The sequence below is a fragment of the Pseudoalteromonas sp. PPB1 genome (assembly GCF_015356275.1).
In the GTDB taxonomy this organism is placed as follows: Bacteria; Pseudomonadota; Gammaproteobacteria; order Enterobacterales; family Alteromonadaceae; genus Pseudoalteromonas; species Pseudoalteromonas rubra_D.
In genome coordinates this window covers 208,420-233,997 of sequence record NZ_JACEQV010000006.1, presented here as the reverse complement: position 1 = coordinate 233,997, position 25,578 = coordinate 208,420, and the positions used below count along the sequence as shown (strand labels likewise).

Sequence of the window (25,578 nt, the reverse complement as noted above, 5' to 3'; positions counted from 1 at the left end):
ATGATGCAGCCAATGCAAATGGCGTTGCCCGTTACTTTACCTGATGATGAAACTTTCAGTGCCTATTTTGGTGGTGAGGGGTCGCTTGAAGTAACGCATCTGAAAAGCGCGCTCGAATCGGGCCAGCAGGATTTTCAGTTCACTTATTTGTGTGGTCTGGGCGACTCAGGTAAATCGCATTTACTTTATGCCACTTGTATCCATGCGCAAGAGCAGGGCCTGTCGACCATACTGTTGTCGCTCAGAGAGGTGATTAACTTTGGCCCGGCAGTACTCGATGGCCTGGAAACTCTGGATGTTGTGTGCATTGATGATGTGCATTTGGTAGCAGGTGATGAGCCCTGGGAAAAAGCCCTGTTCAACTTCTTTAACCGCTTTAACGAACCTGGAAAGTGTCTGGTTGTGACCGCGGATCTGCTGCCGAACATGCTCAATTTGAGTTTGCCGGATCTGGAATCACGATTTACCTGGGGGACCACCTTTCAGATCCGCTCAATGAGCGATGACGATAAAGCCGAAGCGCTGGTAAAACGCGCGAAAATGCGGGGCCTTGAACTCAGCGATGAATGCGCGCGATTTTTACTGACCCGGCTTAGCCGCGATATGCGTGCTTTGCTGGATGTGCTTGATAAACTGGATCATGCTTCAATGGCAGCCCAGCGAAAATTAACTATCCCATTCATTAAGACAACTTTGAATTTGTGAGTCTCACTTGTGGGATTTTTGACCGTCGGCGTCACAAATTCCACAAGAAACGCTAAACCAGCCCAAAATCAACCAACAACCAGCAAATTGTCCATGAAAAGCCCCAAATTTGGGCTAGAATCTGCCCCGTTGTTTCAGTTATTATAATCGATTCAATGAAAGGCAAATGACCTCAACAAGATCAGGTATAGAATGAACTTAGAGAATATTTTAGCGCAAGCGCTAGACGCCGTTGCTAACGCGAGCGAAGTTGCGCAACTTGAGGAAGTCAGAGTTAATTACCTTGGTAAAAAAGGTGAGATCACTGGACTACTAAAAACCCTGGGTAAACTGGCACCAGAAGAACGTAAAGAAGCAGGCCAGGTGATTAACCAGGCAAAAAATCAGGTTCAGACCGCGATCAATGAAAAGCGTGAAGCGCTGGAGCAGGCTGCGCTTGCTCAAAAACTGGCGGCAGAAACCATTGATGTAACACTGCCTGGCCGTACGGCACCGCAGGGCGGTTTACACCCGGTAACACGGACCATTGAACGTATCGAGCAGTTTTTTGGAGAGCTGGGCTTTGCGGTTAAATCAGGCCCGGAAGTAGAAGATGATTTCCATAACTTTGACGCGCTGAATATTCCAGAGCATCACCCGGCTCGTGCTGATCATGACACCTTTTACTTTAATCCTAAACTGGTTCTGAGAACGCAAACCAGTGGTGTTCAGATCCGTACAATGGAAGCTGAGCAGCCGCCTTTGCGTATTATTTCTCCGGGTCGAGTGTATCGTAACGATTACGATCAGACACACACGCCAATGTTCCACCAGGTTGAAGGCCTGATGGTCGATACGGATGTGAGCTTCACTGAATTGAAAGGTATTTTGCACGACTTTTTACGTAACTTTTTCGAAGAAGACATGGAGATCCGCTTCCGTCCTTCTTACTTCCCGTTCACTGAGCCGTCAGCGGAAGTGGATGTGAAAGGTAAAAATGGTAAGTGGTTAGAAGTGTTAGGCTGCGGAATGGTGCATCCGAACGTATTGCGCTCTGTAGGCATTGACCCTGAGAAGTACACTGGATTTGCATTTGGTATGGGCGTAGAACGTCTGACCATGCTGCGCTATGGCGTAAACGACTTACGTGCTTTCTTCGAAAACGATTTAAAATTCCTAAACCAATTCAGATAAGAGCGATACAACAATGAAATTTAGTGAAAAGTGGTTAAGAGAATGGGTTAATCCTGCGATTGATACCGAGGCTCTATCTGAACAGCTTTCAATGGCCGGGCTGGAAGTCGATGGTGTCGACCCGGTTGCAGGTGACTTTGATGGCGTGGTTATCGGTGAAGTTGTTGAGTGTGGTCAGCACCCGGATGCAGACAAGCTACGTGTAACCAAAGTAAACGTGGGCGAAGACGAGCTGCTGGACATCGTCTGTGGTGCAGCAAACTGCCGTGCGGGCTTGAAAGTAGCTGTTGCGAAAGTCGGTGCAGTTTTGCCGGGCGGCTTTAAGATCAAAAAAGCAAAATTACGCGGCCAGCCTTCACACGGCATGCTGTGTGCGTTTGAAGAGCTGGGCATGGCTGAAAGCTCAGATGGTATTTTAGAGCTACCAGCAGATGCGCAAATTGGTCAGAACATCCGCGAATACTTTAACCTTGACGATGTCACCATCGACGTTGACCTGACTGCAAACCGCAGTGATTGTCTGGGTATTAAAGGCCTTGCGCGCGAAGTCGGCGTATTAAATGGTATTGATGTCAATGAGCTGGCTATCCCGGCCGTTGAACCTACTATTGATGACAAGATTGAGATTGAATTGGTGAACAGCCAGGCCTGTCCTCGTTACCTTGGCCGTGTAGTGAAAGGCATCAACCTGGATGCAATCACACCACTTTGGATGGTTGAAAAGCTACGTCGCTCTGGTATTCGCTCAATCGATCCGGTTGTTGACATCACTAACTACGTATTACTTGAGCTGGGTCACCCTATGCATGCGTTTGACTTAAATGCCATTGAAGGTGGTATCAAAGTACGTAGTGCTGCTGAAAACGAAGAGCTGGTATTGCTTGATGGCAATACGGCCAAGCTGAAGCCAAGCACACTGGTCATTGCAGATCACAACAAAGCGCTGGCGATGGCGGGTATTTTCGGTGGCGAAAACTCAGGGGTAAAAGAAGGCACCACGGATATTTTACTAGAAAGTGCATTCTTTAATCCGCTGGCGATTGCTGGTCAGGCGCGTAGCTATGGTCTGCATACAGATGCGTCACACCGTTATGAGCGCGGTGTGGATTATCAACTACAGCGTGATGCAATGGAGCGAGCAACGGCCTTGCTACTTGAAATCGCTGGCGGCCAGGCAGGTCCGGTTGTAGAAGCTGTGTCTGAAGCTGATTTGCCTGAGGCAAAATCTGTGACACTGCGCCGTGCACGTCTCGATCGTGTCATTGGCTACCATATTGCTGATGAAAAAGTGACTGATATCCTCACGCGCCTTGGTCTGGATGTGGCGTTTGCCAATGATAGCTGGACTGCAGTCGTACCAAGTTATCGTTTCGACATTAGTATTGAAGAAGACCTCATTGAAGAAGTTGCACGTGTGTTTGGGTATAACAATATCCCAAATGTAGCACCGACTGCGGCATTAAAGATGACCGATCACCAGGAAGCGCGTTTGCCGGTTTCTCGCCTGCGTAACGAACTGGTTGCACGTGGCTATCAGGAAGCGATTACCTACAGCTTTGTTGATCCTAAGAAACAACAACTGCTGCACCCTGAAAGCGATGCTCTGGTACTGCCACATCCTATTTCGGTGGAAATGTCTGCGATGCGCGTAAGCCTGATGCCGGGGTTACTTAATGCCGTAGCCTACAACCAAAACCGCCAGCAGGCTCGCATCCGTTTGTTTGAACACGGCCTGAAGTTTGTTAAAGACGAAACCGCGGAGAACGGCGTTCGTCAAACACCGGTGATTGGTGGTGTGGTATATGGTAACACGCACAATGAACATTGGGGCATTGAAAGCCGTAAGACCGATTTCTTTGACGTGAAAGGTGATGTAGAGGCGTTGCTGGCTCTGTGCAATGATAAAGCGCGTTTTAGCTTCAAAGCACAACCAAGTGATGGCTTGCACCCGGGTCAATCTGCTGCCATTTATGCCAATGGTGAGAAAGTAGGTTATATCGGTGCGGTTCATCCGCAGCTGCAAAAATCACTGGATCTTAATGAAACTGCGTATGTTTTTGAAGTTGAAACAGCAGCGATCGCTGAGCGTAAGCTTCCAGAAGCCGTTAGTATCTCGAAATTCCCGTCAAATCGCCGTGATATTGCTATTTTAGTTGCAGATGATGTAAAAATAGGCGATATTTTAGAAAGCATTGAGAAAGTTGGCGGAAATCAATTAGTTGACCTAAACTTATTCGATGTGTATAAGGGCAAAGGTATTGAGCCTGGTTATAAGAGTTTAGCCATTGCTCTAACACTGCAAGCCGTTGATAGAACGCTCGAAGAGAAAGACATCAACGACACTGTAGAAATCGTGGTGGCCGAATTGGCCAAACAATTTAATGCATCGTTGAGGGACTAGATATGGCGCTTACTAAAGCCGACATAGCTGAACACCTATTTGAGAAATTGGGGATAAATAAAAAGGATGCCAAAGACTTAGTTGAAGCGTTTTTTGAAGAAATCCGCTCAGCGCTGGAAAGTGGAGAGCAGGTAAAGCTGTCCGGTTTTGGTAATTTCGACCTGCGTGATAAAAAAGAGCGTCCTGGTCGTAACCCTAAAACTGGTGAAGACATTCCCATCTCGGCACGCCGTGTTGTAACTTTTAGACCTGGTCAGAAGTTAAAAACACGTGTTGAAGTGGGAACCAGCAAAAACCTGTGATCACGCAGACGTCTTTGGGTTAGTTCGCAGGCATCTTCTGCTGCGTTACCTTCAGCTAGATATCTGTATGATAATTAAGAAACCCCGGCATCAACCGGGGTTTCTTGTCATAAAAATTTAATTTACCTGTTTTACCATCTGGCCTTTGTATTTGTTTGGAGTGCGAAGTTGATCCAGGGTAATCACTCCTTGACTAATCGTATAAAAAATATCAGTGTTGCGTGGTTGATAAGCTCTTTGCTATTTGGCTCGCTGGCGATTTTTGTCTACGTGCAACAGAAAGAAGCCGCAAAGCAATCTGTTCAGGCCGCCTCCGAATTGATCCGACAGGAACTTGATTCGCAGCTTCATAATATTGATGTCTTTTTAAAACATGCAGAGCGCCTCGATGAAACCTGCGATGCTCATACTATCTCTTTAATGCGAGAGCAGGTGTTTGTTAATCCGGCATTGAGTGAGATTGGCATCGTTGATGAGTATGGTCGTTTACTGTGTAACTCGTTTGGTCGTCTGACGCCCCCGGTACAAACCACAGAGCCGATAAAACAACCTGGCTTGAGGTATCATGGCCCAATCATTACTGACTTTTTGCAAGTTCCTGCGTTTGTTCTGGCGCGCACACGCAATGATGGTTTTGAGGTCAATGCCTTACTACCAACCAGCTGGCTGAGTGACACGTTAGATATTACCCGGCATAAAAACCTGGCTTTCATTGCGTTGCTTGATGGGAAGTCCGGCGTGCCTATCTTTTTACGTGGCAAATACACTTTACCTTTGGGTGAGACGATATTTCCCATGACCGATGTGCTGGAGTTTGAAGGACACTTTGATGATGGCACTCAAAAATATATTTTTGCACGCCCGCTTGCTGCTTTGCCGCAACTGACCATCATGGTGGCCAGCGATGCAAAGCGACTCTCTGCCATTCAACCTGTGTGGTTGCTAGCCCTGTTACTTTTATATTGTGGCTCTTTGGTGGGACTCACCATGTTGCTCAACCACTATGATAGTCGTGTATTGAGTAGCCGGGCACTATTGCTTGGGGCTATCAGTAAACAAGAGCTTTTTAATGTCTATCAGCCTCTGGTAGATACAACGACCCGAGAAGTTGTTGGGGTTGAAGTGTTGATCCGCTGGCAACATCCAGTTGAGGGCGAGCTTAGTCCAGCTTATTTTATTCCTGAAGCAGAGCGGGATGGCAGTATTCTTGATCTGTCTATTTATCAGATAGAAAGAGCACTGACTGAATTGCGTGCGATTTTAAAAAGTAAACCGAACTTTAAAGTGTCGTTTAACGTAAATGGATATCTGTTGACCTGCGCAGACTATCTTGAAGTTTTACACAAAGCGAACCTGGTTATTCCTAAGCTCACCATAGAGCTGACTGAGCGGGATGTTTTATCCCAGGCACAAATACACTCTGTGCTTCAGTCATTGGTAAACTCAGGGGTCGAGATCGCGATAGATGACTTCGGTACGGGTTACAGTGGTTTGCATTACCTGCAGAGTTTTCCCATTGATCTGCTGAAGATTGATCAAACCTTTGTTGCGTCTATTGGGATGGATAATCTGCAATCCCCCGTACTAAATGCGATGATAGAGATGGCAGCTAAGCTTAATAAAAAGTTGATTGCAGAAGGCGTAGAAACGGCGCATCAGGCAGAGTATTTATCCCGTCAGGGCGTGTGTGTGCATCAGGGCTGGTACTATTATAAAGCGATGCCTATTCAGAAGCTTAAAGAGGTTTGTTAAGTCGCGCTTTATAACAGCCTGTAAATAGAGAAAGCCCCGGTTCCGGGGCTTTTAGGTCAAGGGGTTAAAGTGAAGCAAAGAAGCAGCCAAATCCGGGCAGGGATAGCTGATCTTGTTCATAGTGACCGGTATGGTGAACCAACTCCAGGTGCTCCGTATGGTGAGAGATTTCCAGTGCAAGCTGCGCTGGTTGCTCACTGAGGTTGAACGCGCAGAGCATCGTTTTCCCCTGGTAATGTCGATAAAACGCTAATATTGGCTCTGGACTGTCTATAAACTCGATATCACCAACCTGTAACTCAGGCATGGTGCTACGCCATGCCATAAATGCCTGGTAGCGAGCCAAAATAGAATCGTCAGTGTCAGTTTGCTGAGAAACCGCTTGTGACTGGTGGGCCGGTGATACTGGCAACCAGGGTTTTCCTTCGCTGAAGCCTGCATGCTGTTGCTCGGTATGCCATGGCATTGGCGTACGACAGCCATCACGACCTTTAAAGTTCGGCCAGAAAGTAATGCCGTAAGGATCCTGCAAATCTTCAAATGCAACATCGGCTTCACCCAGGCCCAGTTCTTCGCCCTGGTACATACACACACTGCCACGTAATGACCCCAACAGCGCAGTGAGCATGCTAGCCTGGCGTGCATCAACCGTTTTACCGTCTTTAGACCAGCGGCTAGCAACGCGTTCTACGTCGTGGTTACTGAATGCCCAGCATGGCCAGCCTTCCGTCATGACTGCTTCAAGACGAGATACGGTTTCACGAATATAGCTTGCACTATAGTCTTTGGTCAGTAACTCAAAGCTGTAACCCATGTGCAATTTATCACCGCCGGAGGTATATTCAGCCATGGTTTGAAGAGAGTCCTCGGATGAAATCTCACCCAGGCTTACCGTACCTGGGTAGCGGTCGAGCAGGGCGCGGATCTCAGCCATAAACGCGAGGTTTTCCGGCTGGGTATTGTTGTAATAGTGGTACTGAAATGCATAAGGGTTGTCTTCGCTAAAGCCACGACCCTGACGTAATTCCTTTGGCTTTGCAGGGTTATCACGCAACTGTTGATCATGGAAGCAAAAGTTAATGGCATCCAGGCGGAAACCGTCAACACCTTTTTTCAGCCAAAATTCGACATTATCCAAAACCGCCTGTCGTACTTCTGGGTTATGGAAGTTCAAATCTGGTTGCTCAGTCAGAAAGTTATGGAGATAGTACTGACAACGGCGAGAATCCCACTGCCACGCAACACCACCAAAGATAGATAGCCAATTGTTTGGTGGGCTGCCATCAGGCTTCGCATCTGCCCAAACATACCAGTCAGCTTTAGCGTTTGTTTGGCTGGCACGGCTTTCACTAAACCAAGCGTGCTCATCTGAAGTGTGGCTAAGTACCTGATCGATAATGATCTTAATATTACGTTGATGCGCTTTGTCAATTAGTTCATCAAAGTCATTTAGGGTGCCAAACATTGGGTCAATATCTCGGTAGTCGCTGATATCATAGCCAAAGTCTTTCATAGGAGACTTGAAAAATGGCGAGATCCAGATGGCATCTACGCCGAGTGACTTAATGTAATCGAGCTTGCTAATGATCCCCTGAAGATCGCCAATTCCATCATTATTGGTATCACAAAAGCTGCGCGGGTATACCTGATAAATAACCGCGCCTTTCCACCATTCATTATGAGCCATGCACTTTCTCCTGCGCCGTGCAGCCAGGTTGCCGTATCTATTTTCTGCCTTTTGGGTCATCTCGCAACTCTGTGTATTGAGGGGCTTAATAACTGTAGTCAAATCAGACGAGGTGAGGTCAGATTATGATGTAAGCAGGGTACGACAACACTAAATATTAACAATGGCGAAGAGCATACGACATGCGTTGATATGAGTAAAAAGCCTGCATACGTATGCAGCATAATTAGTTGTCATTGAATTAATATAAAAGCAGGATTTCAAACTTGTTGGGGCTCTTTACCAATATGTGTTTCTACCTGACATTACCTTCTATCATCTATGTTACAGTTGGATTAATTGGTAATACCAATTATCAGCTTGGGTGTGTGGTAGAAAATTACGGCAAATTTAATGGCGCTATCCTTTGCAGATATTTGATTTTCGTTAAAACTTAGTAAATTCAGATAAGGCGCAAAACGGGTTATTCGCTGTCAGATTGTTGCGATAACATTTATAAAGGTAACAGGGGGTTAGGGGCATTCGGGGTGAATGTTCTGTGAACAAAATGAAATGGGGGTTGCATTGAATACGTATGCATAAAGTTGTTTGGACGTTGAGCACAGCGCTACTATTGCCGCTGACAACAAAATTACCGCCTTTATAAATCGTTGTAGCGCTGCACGGTTCACCGTGTGACGAATAAATAAACAACTAGGCGTCATAAAAATGGTTAATTGGGATAAAACACTATGTCTATGTTCAAACCAAGCATGCTAACAGTTGCGCTTATGGCCGCTGGCGTTAGCCACTTTTCGGTCGTTGCAGAAGAAGAGAAAGCAGCAAAGAAAGAGGATGTTGAAGTTATCGAGGTACGTGGTATCTCTCGCAGTATCATCGCGTCAATCGATAAAAAGCGTTACAGCGACACAGTAGCAGAAGTCGTTGATGCCGGTGATCTGGCATCTTTGCCCGATGTTTCCATTGCAGACTCTCTGAGCCGTTTGCCAGGTGTGACAGCGGTACGCGCAAGTGGTCAGTCATCTCAGCTGAATATTCGTGGTATGAACGGTGACTTTATTCAGACAACACTTAACGGCCGTGAACAGGCAAGCACCAGTGGTTATACTGCGGGTAGCCGCTGGATATCGTTTGACCAGTACCCGTCGGAGCTTATCAATCAGGCCGCGGTATACAAGTCGCCAAAAGCTTCTTTAGTTGAAGGTGGCGTTGCAGCAACGGTTGAACTGAAAACAGCAAACCCGCTTGAGGCTAAAGAGCTGCACAATTTCAATTCATCAGTGCGTTATTCATACAATGATGCGGCATCTGATGTTGGTGCCGATTCAAGTGGTGAACGCATCAGTTTCTCTTATCAGGGCAAATTCCTGGACGAAACTTTGGGTTTTGGTATTGGCGCGGCGTTCTTAAACCAGCCAAATAATGCCATTGATATTAGCGCGCATAAGCCGACTCGAGCGAAAACCCCTGAAAATGATAACTGGCAAGATTTCAATGGTGATGGAAAGACTGAAAACTCATTGGATGGTTTTCAATTTCGCTCAGCGAAAGGCAATGACGAACGTCTTGGTGTAATGAGCACTCTGGTATATCAACCAAACGATGCTTTAAAAGTACAGTTTGATTACTTTCGTTCAGAGTTCGAGTCTGAAGACAAGAAAAGTGGTCTGAATATTGAGGGTATCTCCAGAGACGTTAATAATCTATATACCATCAGTAATGTGTCAGTGAATGATGACTTTCTAACTGCTGGTGACGTGGTTGTGACTGATACAACGGGCCCCTGGCTTGAAATGCGTAGCGAAGACCAGTCAACAGAATCTACAACGGATAGCTTTGGTTTAGGTCTTGAGTATGTCACTGACAAGTGGGAACTTAAACTGGATTTTGCACACAGTGAAGGCGAGAAGACTCGTCGTGACATGATTGCGTCTATGCATGCATATGAATATTCGACAATCACACTGGAAGATGGCAGCTCGGCACAGGCCTGGCAGGAGCTGAGAAATCAGACTTTTTCTTTTGAGCAACGGGCCAAGAATTCTCCTATTTTGACACTTGGAACTGATTACACTGACCTGTCTCATATGCGCCTTGGTGATTGGGAACAGTTCCCGCATGAGTATACAGACGAGCTGGACAGTTTTAAGGTTGATTTTAAATACCATGTAGAAGCTGGATTCATTTCATCTGTTGAAGTTGGTGCACGTTGGTCAGATCGTGAATTTACCGATAAACGTTCAACGTTCCGTTGGGGCGCACGTGAAGGTCAGAATGGCTATCAGATGGCTGATGGCACGATTGTGACTAATAAAGGGTGTGAATTCAATCACCAGAATCATGCCTGTATGCCGCATAAATTGGATGGCTTTGTAACCGTTGAACACACACGCGGTTTCGACTACCTGGAATTGGATCTAATAGGTATCGCAGATGCCGTATTTGGCCCAGGCAATTATAGTGCACAGCAAACTTGGGAGCACAACTGGACGCTAATCGAGAGTGGCTCGGTAAAAGAAGAAGTGCTTGCCGGTTATGTCATGGCGAATATTGACACTGAAATTGGCGATATTCCGGTCACAGGTAATTTTGGTGTGCGCGTTGTTAAGACAGATACAAAGTCTGTTGGTATTCAACAAATCCAGGGTGGAGAAGTTGGCGACAAGATTGTTGACGATAACGGTGTAGAGCGCACTGATTACCGTCATGTGGAATATGGCCCTGAATATACCGATACTTTACCATCACTGAACCTGAACTTCCGCATCAGCGATACCGATCAAATCCGCTTTGCTGCGGCAAAAGTGATGGGACGTCCGCCAGTGTATCAGCTACGTGGTGGTGCTGGTTCATGGGCTGATACCGCTAATGACGGAACAAGCCAACGATACAACGTTTGGTCCAAAGGTAACCCGAATCTGGATCCGTTCCGTGCAAATCAGTTCGATTTGTCATATGAGCGTTACTTTGAAGATGGTGGTGCATTTGTTGCGGCAATCTTCTGGAAAGACATCGAGTCGCTAATCACTAGCACAACTTACCTCGAAGGTGAGGTAGACTGGTCCTCAATTGGTCTTGAAGCGCCAGAGGGGTTTGTTGAAGGTCAATATCAGACATCTCACAACATCGAAGGTGGTTACATCAAAGGTATTGAATTGGCATACACCACGATGTTTGACAATCTGCCTGGTGTTTTCTCTGGACTGGGCTTCAATGCGAACTACTCATACAGTGACAGTGAAATCGGAGTTGATGGCGGAACAAGTTTCAGTGACGCTAAGCTAGGACTGCCTGGCTTGTCAAAAAATGTCTGGAGCGCGACGATTTTCTGGAATATCGATGCCTTTACCACGCACCTGAACGTACGTTATCGTGATGAGTATGTGTATGAGGGGGCAACACCTGGTGGTTCGGCATTCGCAATGGCGGATGAGTACACTGTAGTTGATTGGCAGGGTACGTATGATTTCGAAAACGGTCTTCAGGCTGTGCTTCAAATCAATAACCTGACCGATGAGCCAAACACCACCAACTATGGTACGGCACTGAGTACGGGCGAGTACAAAGAGTTCGGTCGCCAGTACTTCTTAGGGTTTAACTATAGCTTCTGAGCACCGAGCGTGATCTGATATAAAGCCACCATACTTCTGGTGGCTTTGTTTTATGAGGTGAAAATGATGAATAAAAAGAGAATCGTGATTTTAGGCGGTGGTACTGCAGGCTGGATGGCAGCTAACCTTATGGCCAAAAGCTGGCAGGGTCAGCCGATTGAGATTGCCCTGATCGAGTCACCAGATATTGGCATAATTGGCGTGGGCGAAGGCTCTACTCCCCAGTTCAAGGGGTTTATGGACTTTATGGGGATCAGTGAAGCGCAGTGGATGCCAGCGTGTAACGCGACTTATAAAAATGGCATTCGTTTTATTGACTGGTCAACCCGGCCCGGCTTTAGCAGTTACTTTCATCCTTTTCCTTCACAGCCCGACGATTATTCAGCGCCAGCTTTTTTTCACAACAGCTTTGTTCGAAGAAAAGCGATTGATGTAGCAGGCCACCCAGACCCATTTTTCCTTACTACCTATCTGGCCGAGCAGGCTAAAGCGCCAATCGCTGCGCATCATTTTCCGTTTGAAATTAACTATGGCTATCATTTTGATGCCGGTAAACTTGGGCTCTTTCTGGCTCAAACAGCCCGCGATTTGGGCGTTGAGCACATTCAGGCCAATGTCAGCGATGTGCGTAAACATACAAATGGTGACATTGCAGCGTTGGTGTGTGAGCAGGGAGCGGAAATTACAGGCGATGTATTTATCGACTGCTCGGGTTTTCGCAGTTTGTTAATGCAGCAACATCTGGAAGTGGGCTTTGAATCTTTTGCCAACAACTTGTTTAATGACGCCGCTGTGGTTTTGCCAACAGAACAGGGTGATGTGATTTCTTCTGAAACTCAGTCCATTGCCAGAAAATTTGGCTGGAGCTGGCATATCCCGCTGACCAATCGCGTTGGTAACGGCTATGTTTACAGCCGACGCTATTGCGATTCAGATAAAGCTGAGACCGAATTACGTACCGCACTGGGTTTGCTGGACAGTGATGTTGAAGCCCGTCACTTGACCATGAAAGTGGGGCAGGTCAAAGAGCACTGGCACAAAAACTGCCTTGCCATCGGACTGTCGCAAGGGTTTATTGAACCACTGGAAGCGACTGCACTTCATATTGTTCAGGAAACCGTACAAAGCTTTATTGAATGCTATCAGGACGGTGAATTCACCGATAAATTCAAAACCAGACACAACCAGTCACTCGATGCACGATATCAGGCGATCAGAGATTACATTGTGGCACATTATCGTGTAAATAGTAGAACCGATACACAATACTGGCGCGACAATGCGAACAACAATCAGCTCTCGCGTTCTTTGTATGACGTATTACAAACCTGGGTGTCGGGCAAAAACTTATCGGATGAATTACATCGTCAGGACATCGATAAATATTACCCCTCCGTCAGTTGGCACTGTTTACTCGCAGGTTACGGCATCTATCCTGAGCAGTCTCAATTGATCGCTGGCAATGAGGCGGCAAACAAGTACGACTTATCACAGATCCAGGATTACATTGCTCGCTGTGGATTAAATTTTGATGATCACCGTGCGCAACTTGAGCGAATGGCACAGATGCGATAAATCGACGGTCTTTGCCCTTGAGCAGAGTTTACATTCGAACACTTAGATCGTTGAACATGACGCGCGGATGAATACCCACTCTGAATACGTATGCAAGCGGTTCACCCTTGATTACCAAGTCAGTAGACTCATTGAAAATACTAAAAATGACAACATTATGATGACAATAAAACCGTTGGTGGTCGCGCTTGGGGTGATCACCGGCTCTGTGGTACTGAGCGCTTGTAACAGTATCAATGACAGCAAGACTTCATTAGAGACAGTTAGCAACGCCGCAGCAGCGACACAACAGACAGAGGCAAAGCCCGTCGTGTATCAGGTATTTACCCGCCTGTTCGGTAACACCAATAACAACAATGTTCCCTGGGGTACGAAGGCGCAAAATGGGGTTGGAAAATTTGCCGATTTTACGCCTAAAGCGCTGGCTGAAATCAAAGCCATGGGCGTAAGCCACGTCTGGTATACTGGCGTATTGCATCATGCTTTAGTCGGTGACTATACCAAATATGGGATATCAGTGGACGACCCGGATGTAGTCAAAGGTCGCGCAGGATCTCCTTATGCCGTTAAAGACTATTACAACGTTAATCCGGATCTGGCCGTTGACCCTGCCAACAGACTGGCAGAATTCGAAGCCCTGATTGACCGCACCCACGAAGCGGGTATGAAAGTGGTGATTGACATAGTCCCTAATCATGTCGCTCGTAATTATCAATCGCTCAGCGCGCCACAAGGCGTAAGCGACTTCGGTGCGAACGATGACACGTCAAAGACCTATGCCCGTGATAACAACTTTTACTACGTAACTGGTCAGGATTTTCGTGTCCCGAGCTCAGATGATTATCAGGTGCTCGGGGGCGAGCGACACCCACTTGCCGATGGTCAGTTCGTTGAAAGCCCGGCCAAATGGACCGGCAATGGAGCACGCAAAGCGCAGCCTCATATTCATGACTGGTATGAAACCGTTAAGGTTAATTACGGTGTAAAACCCGATGGCAGCTATGATTTTGCAACCTTGCCGGCACACTATGCCACGCTTGATTACCGTGCCCACTATGCATTCTGGCAGGATAAAAAACTCCCAGACAGCTGGTATAAGTTCCGCGACATCACCTATTACTGGCTTGATAAGGGCGTAGATGGCTTCCGTTATGATATGGCCGAAATGGTGCCCGTTGAGTTCTGGAGTTTCCTCAATGCTTCAATCAAGATGAAAAACCCCGAAGCCTTCTTGCTTGCTGAAGTATACAACCCAACGCTTTATCGCGCTTATATCGCGCAGGGCAAAATGGATTATCTGTACGACAAAGTGGGCTTTTATGATTCACTGAAAGCCCTGATGCAAGGCAAAGGTACTGCCCAGGCAGTACTGGATGTCCATGCTAGCGTAGAAGATATCGCACCGCACATGTTGCACTTTTTGGAAAACCATGATGAGCAACGTATTGCCAGCCCGGAGTTTGCAGGCGATGCCAATAAAGGTAAGCCGGCTATGGTGATCAGCCATTTGATCAGCAAAGCGCCAACACTGCTGTACTTTGGCCAGAGTGTAGGTGAAGACGGCTCCGAGATGGCTGGATTTGGCAAACCCAGTCGCACCAGTATCTTTGACTACATTGGCGTTCCTGCTCATCAGGCCTGGATGAATCATGGCAAGTTTGATGGTGCTTTACTGAGCGAAGAGCAAAAGGCGCTGCGTGCCTATTATCAGAAATTGATGAACATGGCCTCATTCAGTGCGATTGCACACGGAGATTTAGTGTCTACGACGGTGACAAAAGCAAACGGACAACCGGTGACCAAAGTTATGGGGTTTGCGCGTCAAAGCGAATCTCAGCGTCTGGTTGTGGTCAGTAACTTCGATGCAGACGCCCCCCAAAGTGTCTCCGTAACTTTACCTGAGGGCTGGCAAGGTAAAGCGGTGGACAGACTTGAGCAACATGGACAGGTGTCGCTTAACAATAATCAGCTGACAATTACCCTGGCCCCGCTGGCCAGTGCGGTCTTTGAACTAGAGAACTAATATGCAAAAACAAAAACCACAACTCAGTTTCTGGCAGATCTGGAACATGTGCTTTGGCTTTCTGGGGATCCAGTTTGGCTTTGCACTGCAAAACGGTAATGTCAGCCGTATCTTCCAAACGCTGGGCGCTAAAGTCGATGATATTCCCATTCTCTGGGTTGCAGCACCACTCACGGGCTTGATTGTTCAGCCAATCATTGGTTACTGGAGTGACCGCACCTGGGGCAAGCTGGGCCGCAGAAGACCCTTCTTCCTGTACGGCGCCATTTTGACGACTTTGTCGCTATTCTTTATGCCCAATTCCCCCACGCTCTGGATAGCAGCAGGCATGCTGTGGATCATGGATGCGTCTATCAACGTCACCATGGAGCCATTCAGGGCGCTGGTAGGCGACAACCTCAATGAAAAACAACGTGCCAATGGCTACGCCATGCAGAGTTTCTTTATTGGTATTGGTGCTGTTGTGGCATCGGCTTTGCCCTGGATGATGACCAACTGGTTTGGGATCAGCAATACCGCAGAGCCGGGTCAGATCCCAGAATCTGTGAAGTATGCTTTCTATTTCGGTGGTGTGGTGTTATTTCTGGCGGTAGGCTGGACTATCCTTAAAACAAAGGAGTACACGCCACAGCAGTTGGCGGAGTTTGCCGGTGAAGCGGTTGAAACGCAAGCTAAGCAAAGCTATCAGGCGATCAACTATGCACGCGCAGCACTTATTTCCGGCGTGATTGGTGGGGGGATCCTGGCAGCTGTGATTGGGCTGCAGCTGGAAAAAGAGCTGTATTTACTGAGCGGACTGTTTTTATCCTTTACGTTGGTCCTGCTAATTGCGGGTTACCTTCAGCAGCGTGGTAGCACCTCAGGTGGCTTTTATAACGTTATCTACGATGTCTTTACTATGCCGGGCACCATGCGCCAGTTGGCAGTCGTGCAATTCTTTAGCTGGTTTGCCTTGTTTGCTATGTGGATCTATACCACCTCGGCAGTCACCAGTTTTCACTACGGTACAACCGAGGTAACCAGCAAAGCCTATAACGATGGGGCCGACTGGGTGGGTGTACTGTTTGCCGCCTATAACGGTTTTGCCGCACTGGCTGCTGTGTGTATCCCTGTAATGGTGAATCGCTTGGGCATGCGTGGCGCACACTGTATCAACCTGCTGTTGGGGGCAGGTGCGCTATTAAGCTTTAAAATGATAGCCGATCCTAGCCTGCTTTGGCTGCCCATGATTGGGATTGGCTTTGCGTGGGCGTCTATTTTGTCGTTGCCTTACGCCATGCTGAGTAACTCATTGCCAGCGCATAAAATGGGCGTATTTATGGGGATATTTAATTTCTTCATCGTGATCCCGCAGTTGATGGCGGCCAGTGTACTTGGCCTGATCCTGAGAAACCTATTTGATAATCAACCGATTTTTGCATTAGTGGTTGGTGGTGTGTCGTTCTTGCTTGCAGCAGTTGCTGTAATGCGGGTGAAAATCGAACAACAATAACACCACCGCAAGGAGACTTTATGAAAAAACTTTCTAGTTTAACTCTGGCATTGGTTGCCGCCGGGCTTGTTGGTTGCGGTAGCGCGAATAACGCGGTTGAGTCACAGCAAGCCGCGCCGGGCGCACCGGGTGATAAGCCATACTGGGCCTATTCAGGCAAAACCGGGATTGGTACCTCTTATGAGGCCTACAAGCAAGGGCAGTATTCTGAAGAGGCAAGTACAAAAACCGTTTCAAAAGTGTGGTTTTCTATTGCCAAAGGCATGATCACAGAAACCATGTTTGGCCTGATCCACCAGGCTCAGATCAAAGACATGCAGTTTATTGTCACCGGCCCGGATTTTACGGTAACGGAGCAAGACGCACTGGATGTCAGTATTGATTACCTGGACAAAGACGCACAAGGCCGTCCGCTGTCTTTAGCATACAAAGTGATCAGCAAAGACAAGCAAGGCCGTTTTACGCTTGAAAAACACATATTCACCGACCCTGACGGGCAAACCTTGTTCGTTCGCGCGAAAGTGGAAACTGAGCTGGATGGTGTGAAGTTGTTCGTTAACGTAAACCCGTATGTGAATAACAACGGCCTGAACGATTTTGCGAAAGTCACTGAGCAGGGCCTGGTTGCCTGGGAAGGAGATAATTACCTGACACTGCAAAGCAAAACGGGCTTTAAACAAGCGAGCGTGGGCTTTACTGGTCAAAGCGATGGTCTTTCCGAGCTTAAAGCAAGCCAGTCAATGGCACAGCGCTACACCAGTACAGGTGCGCAAAGCGGTAATGTAAATTGGCTGGCTGAGTTGGGTGATGTGGATCAGCAGGCGACATTCGACCTGGCACTGAGTTTTGGCAAATCGCAAAACGCGAGTTTCGAGGAAGGCGCTCAGTCATTGGAGCGTGGTTATCAGCAAATACTGGCCCACTACAACGGTGAAGGCGATGCGATTGGCTGGCGCGATTACCTGAGTAGCCTTGAGCCTATGCAGAAGCTCAGCGGTTATACGGCCGATCAGGGCAAACTACTTTACACCAGTGCTTTGGTGTTAAAGGCGCAGGAAGATAAAACTCACGCAGGCGCCTTGATCGCCTCTTTATCTAATCCCTGGGGTGATACAGTGGCTGCTGAGCAAGGTCATACCGGATATAAAGCGGTATGGGTGCGCGATTTCTATCAGGTGGCGATGGCATTTTTAGCTATGGGTGATCCACAAACGGCATTGATCGCGTTTGAGTATCTGGAAAAAGTGCAAGTTACTGATAAGACGCCTGGCAATCAGGGTGACACGGGCTGGTTCTTACAGAAAACCCATGTTGACGGTGAGCTGGAGTGGGTAGGCGTGCAGTTGGACCAAACTGCTATGCCGATTATGCTGGCATGGAAACTCTGGCAGGCTGGCGTACTGAGTGATGAGAAGCTTGCTTACTGGTACAAGCGTATGTTGCAACCCGCAGCTGAGTTCTTAGTCGATGGCGGATTGGCAAAAATCCTCTGGAACGACACTCAGATCACACCTCCGGCAACACAACAGGAGCGTTGGGAAGAGCAGGACGGTTACTCACCGTCGACAACCGCTGCTATTATCGCGGGCCTGGTCGCTGCCAGTGACATTGCGAAACTGGCCGGAGATAAAGCCGGTAGTGTGCGTTATATGGCAACAGCCAAGCGTTACGACAGCGAAGTGGAATCGACTATGTTCACCACTGAGGGTAACCTGCCTTCGAAGCAAAGCGATGGGAAATATTTCTTCCGCATTGGCAAAGACGCCAACCCGAATACGGATACTAAGCTGAGCGACAACAATGGCCGTGCGGGTATGGATAAAAAGCAGATCATTGATGGCGGGTTCCTGGAGCTTGTGCGCTATGGCGTAAGAGCTGCAGATGCCAGCAGCATTACCAATACCTTGCCAGAGTATGAAGATGAAAATCTGCCTGAGAATCTGCGCGTAAAATATAGCTTTAACTTTGCCGGCGACCCGAATAGTTATCCGGGCTACCGCCGTTATGGTAACGATGGTTACGGTGAAGACGAAATACGCGGCACGAACTATGCTGAGCAGGGTCAGAACACGGCCGGTCAGCGTGGTCGGGTATGGCCTTTCTTTACCGGTGAACGAGGCCACTACGAGATTGCGGCAGCCAGCCAGGCTAATGCATTGAATGACACAGCGGTACAACGTATCAAGTACACTTACATCAAAGGCATGGAACATTTTGCCAACGAAGGCCTGATGCTCCCCGAGCAGGTTTGGGATGGGGTTGGTGTAAACCCGTTTGGCTACACGTTGGGCGAAGGGACTAACTCTGCGACACCGCTGGCATGGACACATGCAGAATATGTGAAGTTAGTTCGCTCTTTGGCAGACAAGCAAGTCTGGGATCATTATCCGATCGTAGAGCAGGCGCTTAAGTAATCGTGCTGCAATACTGATAAAGCGCGGCGTTCCATAAAGGACGCCGCGTTTTTTATTGCGCTTGTGTATTTTTAGTAGCGGATGGGACGGTTGACTTGGTTTTGTCAAAAATATTGTCTAACCTGATAGAGCAAAAAAACGTCGGTAACGCGCCAGTTGTTTTAGTGCGTGAAATAAGGAACATTTATAAGGAGAAGGGATCATGTTAGAAATTTACTTATCTGTTTTTAAAAATTATTTTGAATTCAAGGGGCGGGCAAGACGCAAAGAGTACTGGGTGTTTATATTGTGCTCTATCTTAGTCTCTGTGGTACTTGGTCTGGTTGACGTTACGCTGGGGCTGTATTCGGAAGAAGCTGGTCTCGGGCTCTTGAGCGGTCTTTACGCATTGGCCATCATCATCCCCAGTATTGCCTTGAGCGTTCGTCGGCTCCACGATACCGGGCGCAGTGGGTGGTGGGTACTGCTTTCATTAATCCCGCTTATCGGACCCATTGTGTTGATCGTGTTTTATGTCATGGACAGTAAACCGGGCGAGAACGAGTATGGTCCTAACCCGAAAGAGCAATTGCATCATACGGTTGCGTAGTGCAGTAATCTGGGTGAACTAACGTTCACCCAGGATCTCAAATTCATCACTGTGCAGGCGGGCTTTACCGTCTTGTTCAACGACCCAATGTTCAGCATGAATTTTGCCAAAGGCTTTGTTCATCGTCCAGTTGGCACTCAGTAAGTAACCTGTTTCCGGGTGCTTTTCCCAAACTACATCGGTATAGATGACATCGCAGAAACCCTGCTCGATGATACCGTGCCAGAAAGTTTCTATGTCCTCTCGAGAGTTAAACTCGCCAATTGGCCGCGCCAGCATAGTGCAGGTTGTCGAGTATTGCTCAGCACAACCACGCGCATCTCCACTATTAAATGCATTTTGCCATGCAGCGATACCTGCTTTGCAAAGGTCAAGCTCTTGTTGTGGTGTCATTAGGTAATTCCGCATATTTTGTTTTCAGTAAGGTCAGTGTAGAGGTTTTAATTGGTATGAAAAACAGTGATAATAAAAAACACTGTTTAGTTAAATCACACAATCAAAATGCGCCAACTTGGAAAGATGTCGTTGTTTGCTCATGTCGTAGACGCCGGTTCGGTATCCGGTGCGGCAGATAAACTCGGTTTATCAAAATCTGTGGTCAGCCAGCATTTAAAAACGCTTGAGCAAGACCTCGGGGTCGTGCTTATCAAGCGGACAACCCGCCGGCAGTTTCTAACAGAGCCTGGCAAACGTTTTTATGAGTCCTGCAAGGCACTCAATCAGATTGCAGCAGATGCCTGGGACAATGTTCAGGCTCAACAAAGTGAGCCGGAGGGGCAGGTTCATATCACTGCACCTAATGCGCTAGTAGAAACATTGCTCGCACCTGTTATATCCAAGTTGATACGGCAATATCCTGGCGTCATTGTTAAGTTAACTTGCGAAGACCAGCATCTGGATTTAATGGCACACAATATTGATATCGCTATACGTATTGGTGCTTCAAAAGATAGTACGTTCAGACAAAAACGTTTGGGGGTATTTCGTGACGTATTGTGCGGACATCCGCGTTTTAAAACGGTATCACTGGAACAAACACCCTATGTAGCAAACGCCTGGGAAGGAGAATCGATCACCCATCAGTTTGTCTCAGGTAATGGAGAGTCTAAGATGTTTAGGCCTAAAGTGAGTTGTATCACGAACGCATTTCATAGCACTGTCTCTTTGATCCGTAGCGGGGCGGGAATAGGTCTGATCCCGAGTTTCTATTTACACAATGAACTGCCCGACGTAACCGCATTGTTGCCAGATGAAAGTTTGCCTGAAAACCCGGTGTATTTACTTACCCCCTTTTCTAAACATGTTCCCATGGCTGTAAAAGTGTGTGTAGATGCACTAAGTGTGCATATTCAGGAGCAGTTATTAATACACCGCGGGTGAATTGATTATCGGTAGTTTTCATCTCTGAGCCCATACTTTTCAGCAATACTTGCCAGGCGGCCGTCCAGTTGTAGTCTGAGGACACCGAGGTCGAGTGCTAAAGTTAATTGTTCGCTATTTTCCAGGCGCGGAGAAAAGGCGATATAAGCTGGCTCCATTGGGCTGACTGAACCAACAGATTTGATTTTGTCACTGATCCCGAGCTGTTTGGCCTGATACCAGACAACAGGGCCCGCATCAACATAAGCGTCTATTCGTTTACTGGTTAATAATCTGAGGCTGCGTGCCACGACATCATCACCTGTTATCAGCGTAATATATTTGTTGGGAGAACTACGATGTGATTTGATGTATGCATTCAGCAAATGGCCATAGTCGTATCCCTGCACAGCGCCGAGGCGAATTTTATTCAACGAGTGTTGGTTTTTGTATATCCATGTACTGTCGGCCAGGGTAAATAAAGTGTTTGGGCTGAGTCTCAGTATGGGCACTTTTGGAAAGAGAAAATCTGGTGCATCGTCTTTGAACGCACCCACAATGGCATGTATTTTTCCTTCTCTGGCCTGATGAATGGCCCTGAGCCAGGGCATTTCAATATAACGAACTTCATACCCCGAAATGGCGAGCGCCTCTGTGGCCACATCTATCATGAATCCCTTATTTTTGTCTGAGTCGCGACAATTGACCGGGCACCAGTTGTCTCCTGCGATCAGCACTAGCTTGTCGTTACTTGAAAATACATCAATCGAGAACACAGATAAGCAAAAAAGTATAATGCGTAGCATATCGGGGTAAATTGGTGGCGATATTGGGAGTCTAGTCAATAAACAGCAGTCCGGCAATGTCATGAATCATGGCGTGGTTTATCTGAGCTTTCAGTTGAAATCTCAGTACCCACTTATTGGGGGAGCTTTGCGTGCTCTATGGAAAGGCTAAGTAGGGTTTTTTACTTTAACAGGTGTTGTCATGAGCATAAGAAGGTTGGAAGGGTGATGGGCTTATTTTGAATTGATTTCTACAACTATATGATTTTACTGTTTATATCTCGGTATGAAGATAAAGTCATTGAGAAGTCATGGGTAAATCAGGTGTTATGATAAGAAATTAACTAGCTTAACCACCTGTAGATAACAGGAGGGTTAACATGACCAAATATACATTCGCTACACACTTTATTGCTGCCGCCATATTAGGCAGCGTGAGCTGCATTGCTGCGGCAAACTGTACCAAACCAGCAGAAGCGACCGCAGCAGAGCTGCAAGGCGGCTATCGGGATGTTTCTGAACTCAGTCAGGCTTTTATTGATATATCACCTGAACGCAGGGACGATGGAGTTAATGTTGGTACCTTAAATACCAAAATTCGCAAAGACATGCTGGTGAAGCTTGCCAAAGAGATAGAAAATAACACTCATGGGCATTTCGACAGCTTACTGATTGCACATAAGGGGCAGTTGGTTTTCGAGTCTTATTTTTCTCGTGGCCGTATCAACTTGCCACATTATCAGGCATCTGCGACTAAGGTATACACTGGCCTGGCGCTTGGTCGGGCGATCCAGCTGGGTTATCTGAGCATGGCCGATTTAGACAAGCCTTTGGTGAGTTTTTTAAAGGAGCTGGATCGTAGCAAACTTACCAAGGGGAGCGATAAAATTACACTTAATATGGCACTCACCATGCGTTCCGGGATCCGACTTAATGACAGTCAAAAAGAGGCGTTAGAAAAAATCTCCAAACAGCTTAAAGGGCAGCAGCATGCACAGGCATTGTTAGAACGCAGTGCGCCAATTGGTGCTGACTCACTGACATTCAAATATCAGGATGACCCTATGCTGGTGATGCATGTGATCGATGCTGTGGTACCGGGCTCTGCTGAAGCTTTTATTAAAAAAGAACTACTTGATAAACTTGATATCAATGCGTATCACTGGCAAACCGCCGATAACGGTCTGCCTGAAGCTGGCTGGCGGGTCAATATGACGTCACGGGATATGGTTAAATGGGGGACTTTGGCACAAAACAAAGGCGTGTGGCAGGGTGAGCAGCTCATTCCTAGGGAATACATTGCGAGGGCCGTCAGCCCGCAGCTCTATACGGGCGATGATGACATGTTTGGTGGTGGCAAAGATGTGTCAAAACAAGGTTATGGCTACTACTGGTGGAACGCTGAGTTGAAAAATGGTGACAGACAGTTTTACAGTGCATCGGCTCAGGGGGGCGGGGGCCAGTATATCATTTTAATTGAAGAGCTTGACCTTGTTGTGGTCGTGACTGCCAGTCGCAGAGAAAACAGCACACTGCAGTTAATGGCCGAGCGAGTAATCCCGGCCTTTATCTAGCCACTTAGCAACTAACAGTGCAGACAATGTCCACCGACGCGGCGTTGTCTGTTGAAGTGGCTCAATAACCGCTGTAAAGTCCGCAACTGCTCTTTGTTCAATAGTCACATAAGGTTGAAATAATGAAAGTGCTGGTAACGGGCTCAGCAGGCAGAGTTGGACGCGCCATCTACATCAAACTGATGGCGCACCATCAGGTAGTTGGGTTTGATAAAACACCTTGTTCAACAGCCGATTTTGTCGGGGATATAAGAGACAGCCAGTTGCTTAATCAGGCGCTGCATGGCGTAGAAGTCATCATACATACTGCGGCTTTACACGCACCACATGTAGGGCGTGTTGATGACTGTGCGTTTCATAGCATCAATGTAGATGCGACAGAGCAGTTGGCATTAGCCGGTATAGATGCAGGTGTAAAACACTTTGTGTTTACCAGCACTACCGCACTGTATGGCTATGCATCGACTCCTGAGGGAGTGGCGGGTTGGGTTACAGAGAACACTCAGCCGCAACCTAAATCGATTTATCACCACAGTAAAATACTGGCAGAGCAAAAATTAGCTGAGATAGCTAAGCGCTTTGATTTACCTGTTACTGTGCTTCAAATGTCCCGGTGTTTCCCCGAGCCTGCAGATTTGATGGCCGTTTACAGGTTGACACGCGGAATTGATGCCCGGGATGTGGCCAGTGCGCACCTTTGTGCTGTAGAAAAACGCTTGTCAGGCTTTCAGCGCTTTATTGTGTCTGGCGAAACGCCTTTTAGCCCCGCTGACTGCAAACGCTTATACCTGAATGCGGCTGAGATGATTTCTGAAAGATGCCCTGGACTGCTTTCGGCATTTGAACAACGCGACTGGGCTTTACCCGATTCATTGGACAGAGTATATGACTCATCCGCGGCGGCGCAGCATCTTGGCTGGCGATCAGAGCATGGGTTTGAGCAGGTTCTGCAGATGTTAGATGCAGAATTTGCCGAGGTATTGCCTGCTATAAATCAATACAGAGATACTCGGGCCCAATAAACACATTTGCTGTCAATTGTTGCTCAATATTTGTTCTTCCTTGCCGATATCAAACTACATGGATGGGAGCGGAGGAGCTATGAAAATTGAAAATGCACAAGTCAATATCAGTAACAAGCATGAGGGTCAGAGTCATGTTTATGAAAAGCGTACAGAGATCACTGAGTTGCCCAGGCCTGAGAACGTCAATTCGGCACAGCTGGGTAATGGTGAGCAAGGGATGGCGGGCGAGGTGGCTGATGTAGACAATACAGCCACTGATCTGGATATGCAAACCAGTGCCAGAATGTACATCTTAAAGTTACTGGTAGAAAAACTCGCGGGAAGTGACGTACAGTGGTATGACGCTGTGGTCGGAAAAGACATCTCGCATGCCGAGATGTCACAGATTATGTCTTCGTCAGAGCAAGCACCCGCCACAGAAGTAATCGTAGAGCGGTTATCGCACGAGAGTCAGGCCAACGCCTTTAAGGCAGATGGACAAATTCAGCTGGAAAATGGCCAGACAATTAGTTTTGCCTTTAAATCCGTATTTGCCCAATCCCATACCAGCTATGAGCGAACCATCGAGAATGTTGATATGAAGGACCCGTTGATCATCAGCTTTACCAATCGCGCTGTTGAACTGGATACTGAACGTATGGACTTTGATATTGATGCAGATGGCAATAAAGACAATTTTGCTCAGCTGAAGAAGGGATACGGCTATCTGGCATTGGATCTCAACCAGAACAATCAGATAGATGATGGTAAAGAGCTGTTTGGCGCGCTCAGTGGTAATGGATTTGCCGATCTGACTCAGTATGACGATGATGGTAATGGCTTCATTGATGAAAATGACGATATTTTTGATAGCCTTAAAGTCTGGGTCAAAAACAAAGAGCAGGACGAGTTAATGTCACTCCAGGACGCCAATATAGGTGCAATTGCACTACACAATGCTGATACGCCTCTGAATATCAGAACGGATGGGGCGTTACAAGGCGCGATCCGTAAGTCCGGTTTTTATCTCGATGAAAATGGTAAACCTGGCCTGGTTCAGCAGGTTGATTATGTGGTGTAGGAGTCGAGTTTTATACCAGCACGATCAATAAGTTCACTAATTCTGGTGGCG

The 25,578-nt window shown here is 47.3% G+C and carries 18 protein-coding genes; 15 read left to right on the top strand and 3 right to left on the bottom strand.

The features are described from left to right. From hda to IY568_RS08625, 5 genes are all read left to right on the top strand, one after another. Window positions 1–705: a DnaA inactivator Hda gene (gene hda, locus IY568_RS08645; protein ID WP_049863408.1), complete on the top strand. Its 705-nt coding sequence runs from the start codon at window positions 1–3 to the stop codon at window positions 703–705. A gap of 192 nt (window positions 706–897) precedes the next feature. Next, window positions 898–1,878 (top strand): phenylalanine--tRNA ligase subunit alpha, encoded by a 981-nt coding sequence (pheS, locus tag IY568_RS08640; RefSeq protein ID WP_010384799.1) that lies wholly within the window; start codon window positions 898–900, stop codon window positions 1,876–1,878. Between the two features lie 13 nt (window positions 1,879–1,891). Next, window positions 1,892–4,279 carry a phenylalanine--tRNA ligase subunit beta gene (gene pheT / locus IY568_RS08635; RefSeq protein ID WP_194867326.1) on the top strand — a complete coding sequence of 796 codons (2,388 nt, stop codon included), beginning with the start codon at window positions 1,892–1,894 and terminating at the stop codon, window positions 4,277–4,279. Window positions 4,280–4,281: 2 nt separating this feature from the next. Next, entirely contained in the window at window positions 4,282–4,581 is a 300-nt protein-coding gene (ihfA, locus tag IY568_RS08630; protein ID WP_010384797.1) for an integration host factor subunit alpha, read from the top strand. Window positions 4,582–4,770: 189 nt separating this feature from the next. After that, window positions 4,771–6,333: an EAL domain-containing protein gene (locus IY568_RS08625; RefSeq protein ID WP_228553223.1), complete on the top strand. Its 1,563-nt coding sequence runs from the start codon at window positions 4,771–4,773 to the stop codon at window positions 6,331–6,333. 64 nt (window positions 6,334–6,397) lie between these two features. On the opposite strand, the gene IY568_RS08620 is transcribed toward IY568_RS08625, so the two are convergent. Then, window positions 6,398–8,020 carry an alpha-glucosidase family protein gene (locus tag IY568_RS08620; protein ID WP_194867324.1) on the bottom strand — a complete coding sequence of 541 codons (1,623 nt, stop codon included), beginning with the start codon at window positions 8,018–8,020 and terminating at the stop codon, window positions 6,398–6,400. 731 nt (window positions 8,021–8,751) lie between these two features. Between IY568_RS08620 and IY568_RS08615 the strand changes: the two genes are divergently transcribed. From IY568_RS08615 to IY568_RS08590, 6 genes are all read left to right on the top strand, one after another. Further along, window positions 8,752–11,631, top strand: coding sequence for a TonB-dependent receptor (locus IY568_RS08615; protein WP_194867323.1), 2,880 nt, complete (start codon window positions 8,752–8,754; stop codon window positions 11,629–11,631). 66 nt (window positions 11,632–11,697) lie between these two features. Continuing rightward, window positions 11,698–13,206 carry a tryptophan halogenase family protein gene (locus tag IY568_RS08610; RefSeq protein ID WP_194867322.1) on the top strand — a complete coding sequence of 503 codons (1,509 nt, stop codon included), beginning with the start codon at window positions 11,698–11,700 and terminating at the stop codon, window positions 13,204–13,206. A 160-nt stretch (window positions 13,207–13,366) separates the two neighbouring features. After that, window positions 13,367–15,229: an alpha-amylase family glycosyl hydrolase gene (locus IY568_RS08605; protein WP_416365163.1), complete on the top strand. Its 1,863-nt coding sequence runs from the start codon at window positions 13,367–13,369 to the stop codon at window positions 15,227–15,229. A 1-nt stretch (window position 15,230) separates the two neighbouring features. Next, window positions 15,231–16,721 (top strand): MFS transporter, encoded by a 1,491-nt coding sequence (locus IY568_RS08600; RefSeq protein WP_125559392.1) that lies wholly within the window; start codon window positions 15,231–15,233, stop codon window positions 16,719–16,721. 20 nt (window positions 16,722–16,741) lie between these two features. Further along, window positions 16,742–19,135: a glycoside hydrolase family 15 protein gene (locus IY568_RS08595; RefSeq protein ID WP_194867320.1), complete on the top strand. Its 2,394-nt coding sequence runs from the start codon at window positions 16,742–16,744 to the stop codon at window positions 19,133–19,135. A gap of 202 nt (window positions 19,136–19,337) precedes the next feature. Beyond that, complete coding sequence (locus IY568_RS08590) at window positions 19,338–19,724, top strand: DUF805 domain-containing protein (protein ID WP_125559397.1); 387 nt, start codon at window positions 19,338–19,340, stop codon at window positions 19,722–19,724. Between the two features lie 18 nt (window positions 19,725–19,742). Here the strand turns inward: IY568_RS08590 and IY568_RS08585 are convergent, their stop codons facing one another. Beyond that, window positions 19,743–20,117 carry an isochorismatase gene (locus tag IY568_RS08585; RefSeq protein WP_125559400.1) on the bottom strand — a complete coding sequence of 125 codons (375 nt, stop codon included), beginning with the start codon at window positions 20,115–20,117 and terminating at the stop codon, window positions 19,743–19,745. Window positions 20,118–20,225: 108 nt separating this feature from the next. On the opposite strand from IY568_RS08585, the gene IY568_RS08580 reads away from it, so the two are divergent. Then, window positions 20,226–21,104 carry a LysR family transcriptional regulator gene (locus IY568_RS08580; protein WP_194867319.1) on the top strand — a complete coding sequence of 293 codons (879 nt, stop codon included), beginning with the start codon at window positions 20,226–20,228 and terminating at the stop codon, window positions 21,102–21,104. Between the two features lie 5 nt (window positions 21,105–21,109). On the opposite strand, the gene IY568_RS08575 is transcribed toward IY568_RS08580, so the two are convergent. Beyond that, window positions 21,110–21,889 (bottom strand): substrate-binding periplasmic protein, encoded by a 780-nt coding sequence (locus IY568_RS08575; RefSeq protein WP_228553220.1) that lies wholly within the window; start codon window positions 21,887–21,889, stop codon window positions 21,110–21,112. 359 nt (window positions 21,890–22,248) lie between these two features. Between IY568_RS08575 and IY568_RS08570 the strand changes: the two genes are divergently transcribed. The 3 genes from IY568_RS08570 (at window position 22,249) to IY568_RS08560 (ending at window position 25,527) form a co-directional block, all read left to right on the top strand. After that, window positions 22,249–23,442 (top strand): serine hydrolase domain-containing protein, encoded by a 1,194-nt coding sequence (locus tag IY568_RS08570; RefSeq protein WP_194867317.1) that lies wholly within the window; start codon window positions 22,249–22,251, stop codon window positions 23,440–23,442. Window positions 23,443–23,564: 122 nt separating this feature from the next. Beyond that, window positions 23,565–24,464: an NAD-dependent epimerase/dehydratase family protein gene (locus IY568_RS08565; RefSeq protein ID WP_194867316.1), complete on the top strand. Its 900-nt coding sequence runs from the start codon at window positions 23,565–23,567 to the stop codon at window positions 24,462–24,464. Between the two features lie 79 nt (window positions 24,465–24,543). After that, a complete protein-coding gene (locus IY568_RS08560; protein WP_194867315.1) occupies window positions 24,544–25,527 on the top strand; it encodes a hypothetical protein in 984 nt (327 codons plus the stop codon). Window positions 25,528–25,578: the final 51 nt, after the last annotated feature.

Coding starts and splice junctions, on each gene's coding strand:
- IY568_RS08600 (WP_125559392.1), top strand. CDS start 15,231: ATGCAAAAACAAAAACCACAACTCAGTTTCTGGCAGATCTGGAACATG.
- IY568_RS08570 (WP_194867317.1), top strand. CDS start 22,249: ATGACCAAATATACATTCGCTACACACTTTATTGCTGCCGCCATATTA.
- IY568_RS08590 (WP_125559397.1), top strand. CDS start 19,338: ATGTTAGAAATTTACTTATCTGTTTTTAAAAATTATTTTGAATTCAAG.
- pheT (WP_194867326.1), top strand. CDS start 1,892: ATGAAATTTAGTGAAAAGTGGTTAAGAGAATGGGTTAATCCTGCGATT.
- IY568_RS08575 (WP_228553220.1), bottom strand. CDS start 21,889: ATGCTACGCATTATACTTTTTTGCTTATCTGTGTTCTCGATTGATGTA.
- IY568_RS08580 (WP_194867319.1), top strand. CDS start 20,226: ATGCGCCAACTTGGAAAGATGTCGTTGTTTGCTCATGTCGTAGACGCC.
- IY568_RS08560 (WP_194867315.1), top strand. CDS start 24,544: ATGAAAATTGAAAATGCACAAGTCAATATCAGTAACAAGCATGAGGGT.
- pheS (WP_010384799.1), top strand. CDS start 898: ATGAACTTAGAGAATATTTTAGCGCAAGCGCTAGACGCCGTTGCTAAC.
- IY568_RS08595 (WP_194867320.1), top strand. CDS start 16,742: ATGAAAAAACTTTCTAGTTTAACTCTGGCATTGGTTGCCGCCGGGCTT.
- ihfA (WP_010384797.1), top strand. CDS start 4,282: ATGGCGCTTACTAAAGCCGACATAGCTGAACACCTATTTGAGAAATTG.
- IY568_RS08620 (WP_194867324.1), bottom strand. CDS start 8,020: ATGGCTCATAATGAATGGTGGAAAGGCGCGGTTATTTATCAGGTATAC.
- IY568_RS08605 (WP_416365163.1), top strand. CDS start 13,367: ATGACAATAAAACCGTTGGTGGTCGCGCTTGGGGTGATCACCGGCTCT.
- IY568_RS08615 (WP_194867323.1), top strand. CDS start 8,752: ATGTCTATGTTCAAACCAAGCATGCTAACAGTTGCGCTTATGGCCGCT.
- IY568_RS08585 (WP_125559400.1), bottom strand. CDS start 20,117: ATGACACCACAACAAGAGCTTGACCTTTGCAAAGCAGGTATCGCTGCA.
- IY568_RS08610 (WP_194867322.1), top strand. CDS start 11,698: ATGAATAAAAAGAGAATCGTGATTTTAGGCGGTGGTACTGCAGGCTGG.
- IY568_RS08565 (WP_194867316.1), top strand. CDS start 23,565: ATGAAAGTGCTGGTAACGGGCTCAGCAGGCAGAGTTGGACGCGCCATC.
- hda (WP_049863408.1), top strand. CDS start 1: ATGATGCAGCCAATGCAAATGGCGTTGCCCGTTACTTTACCTGATGAT.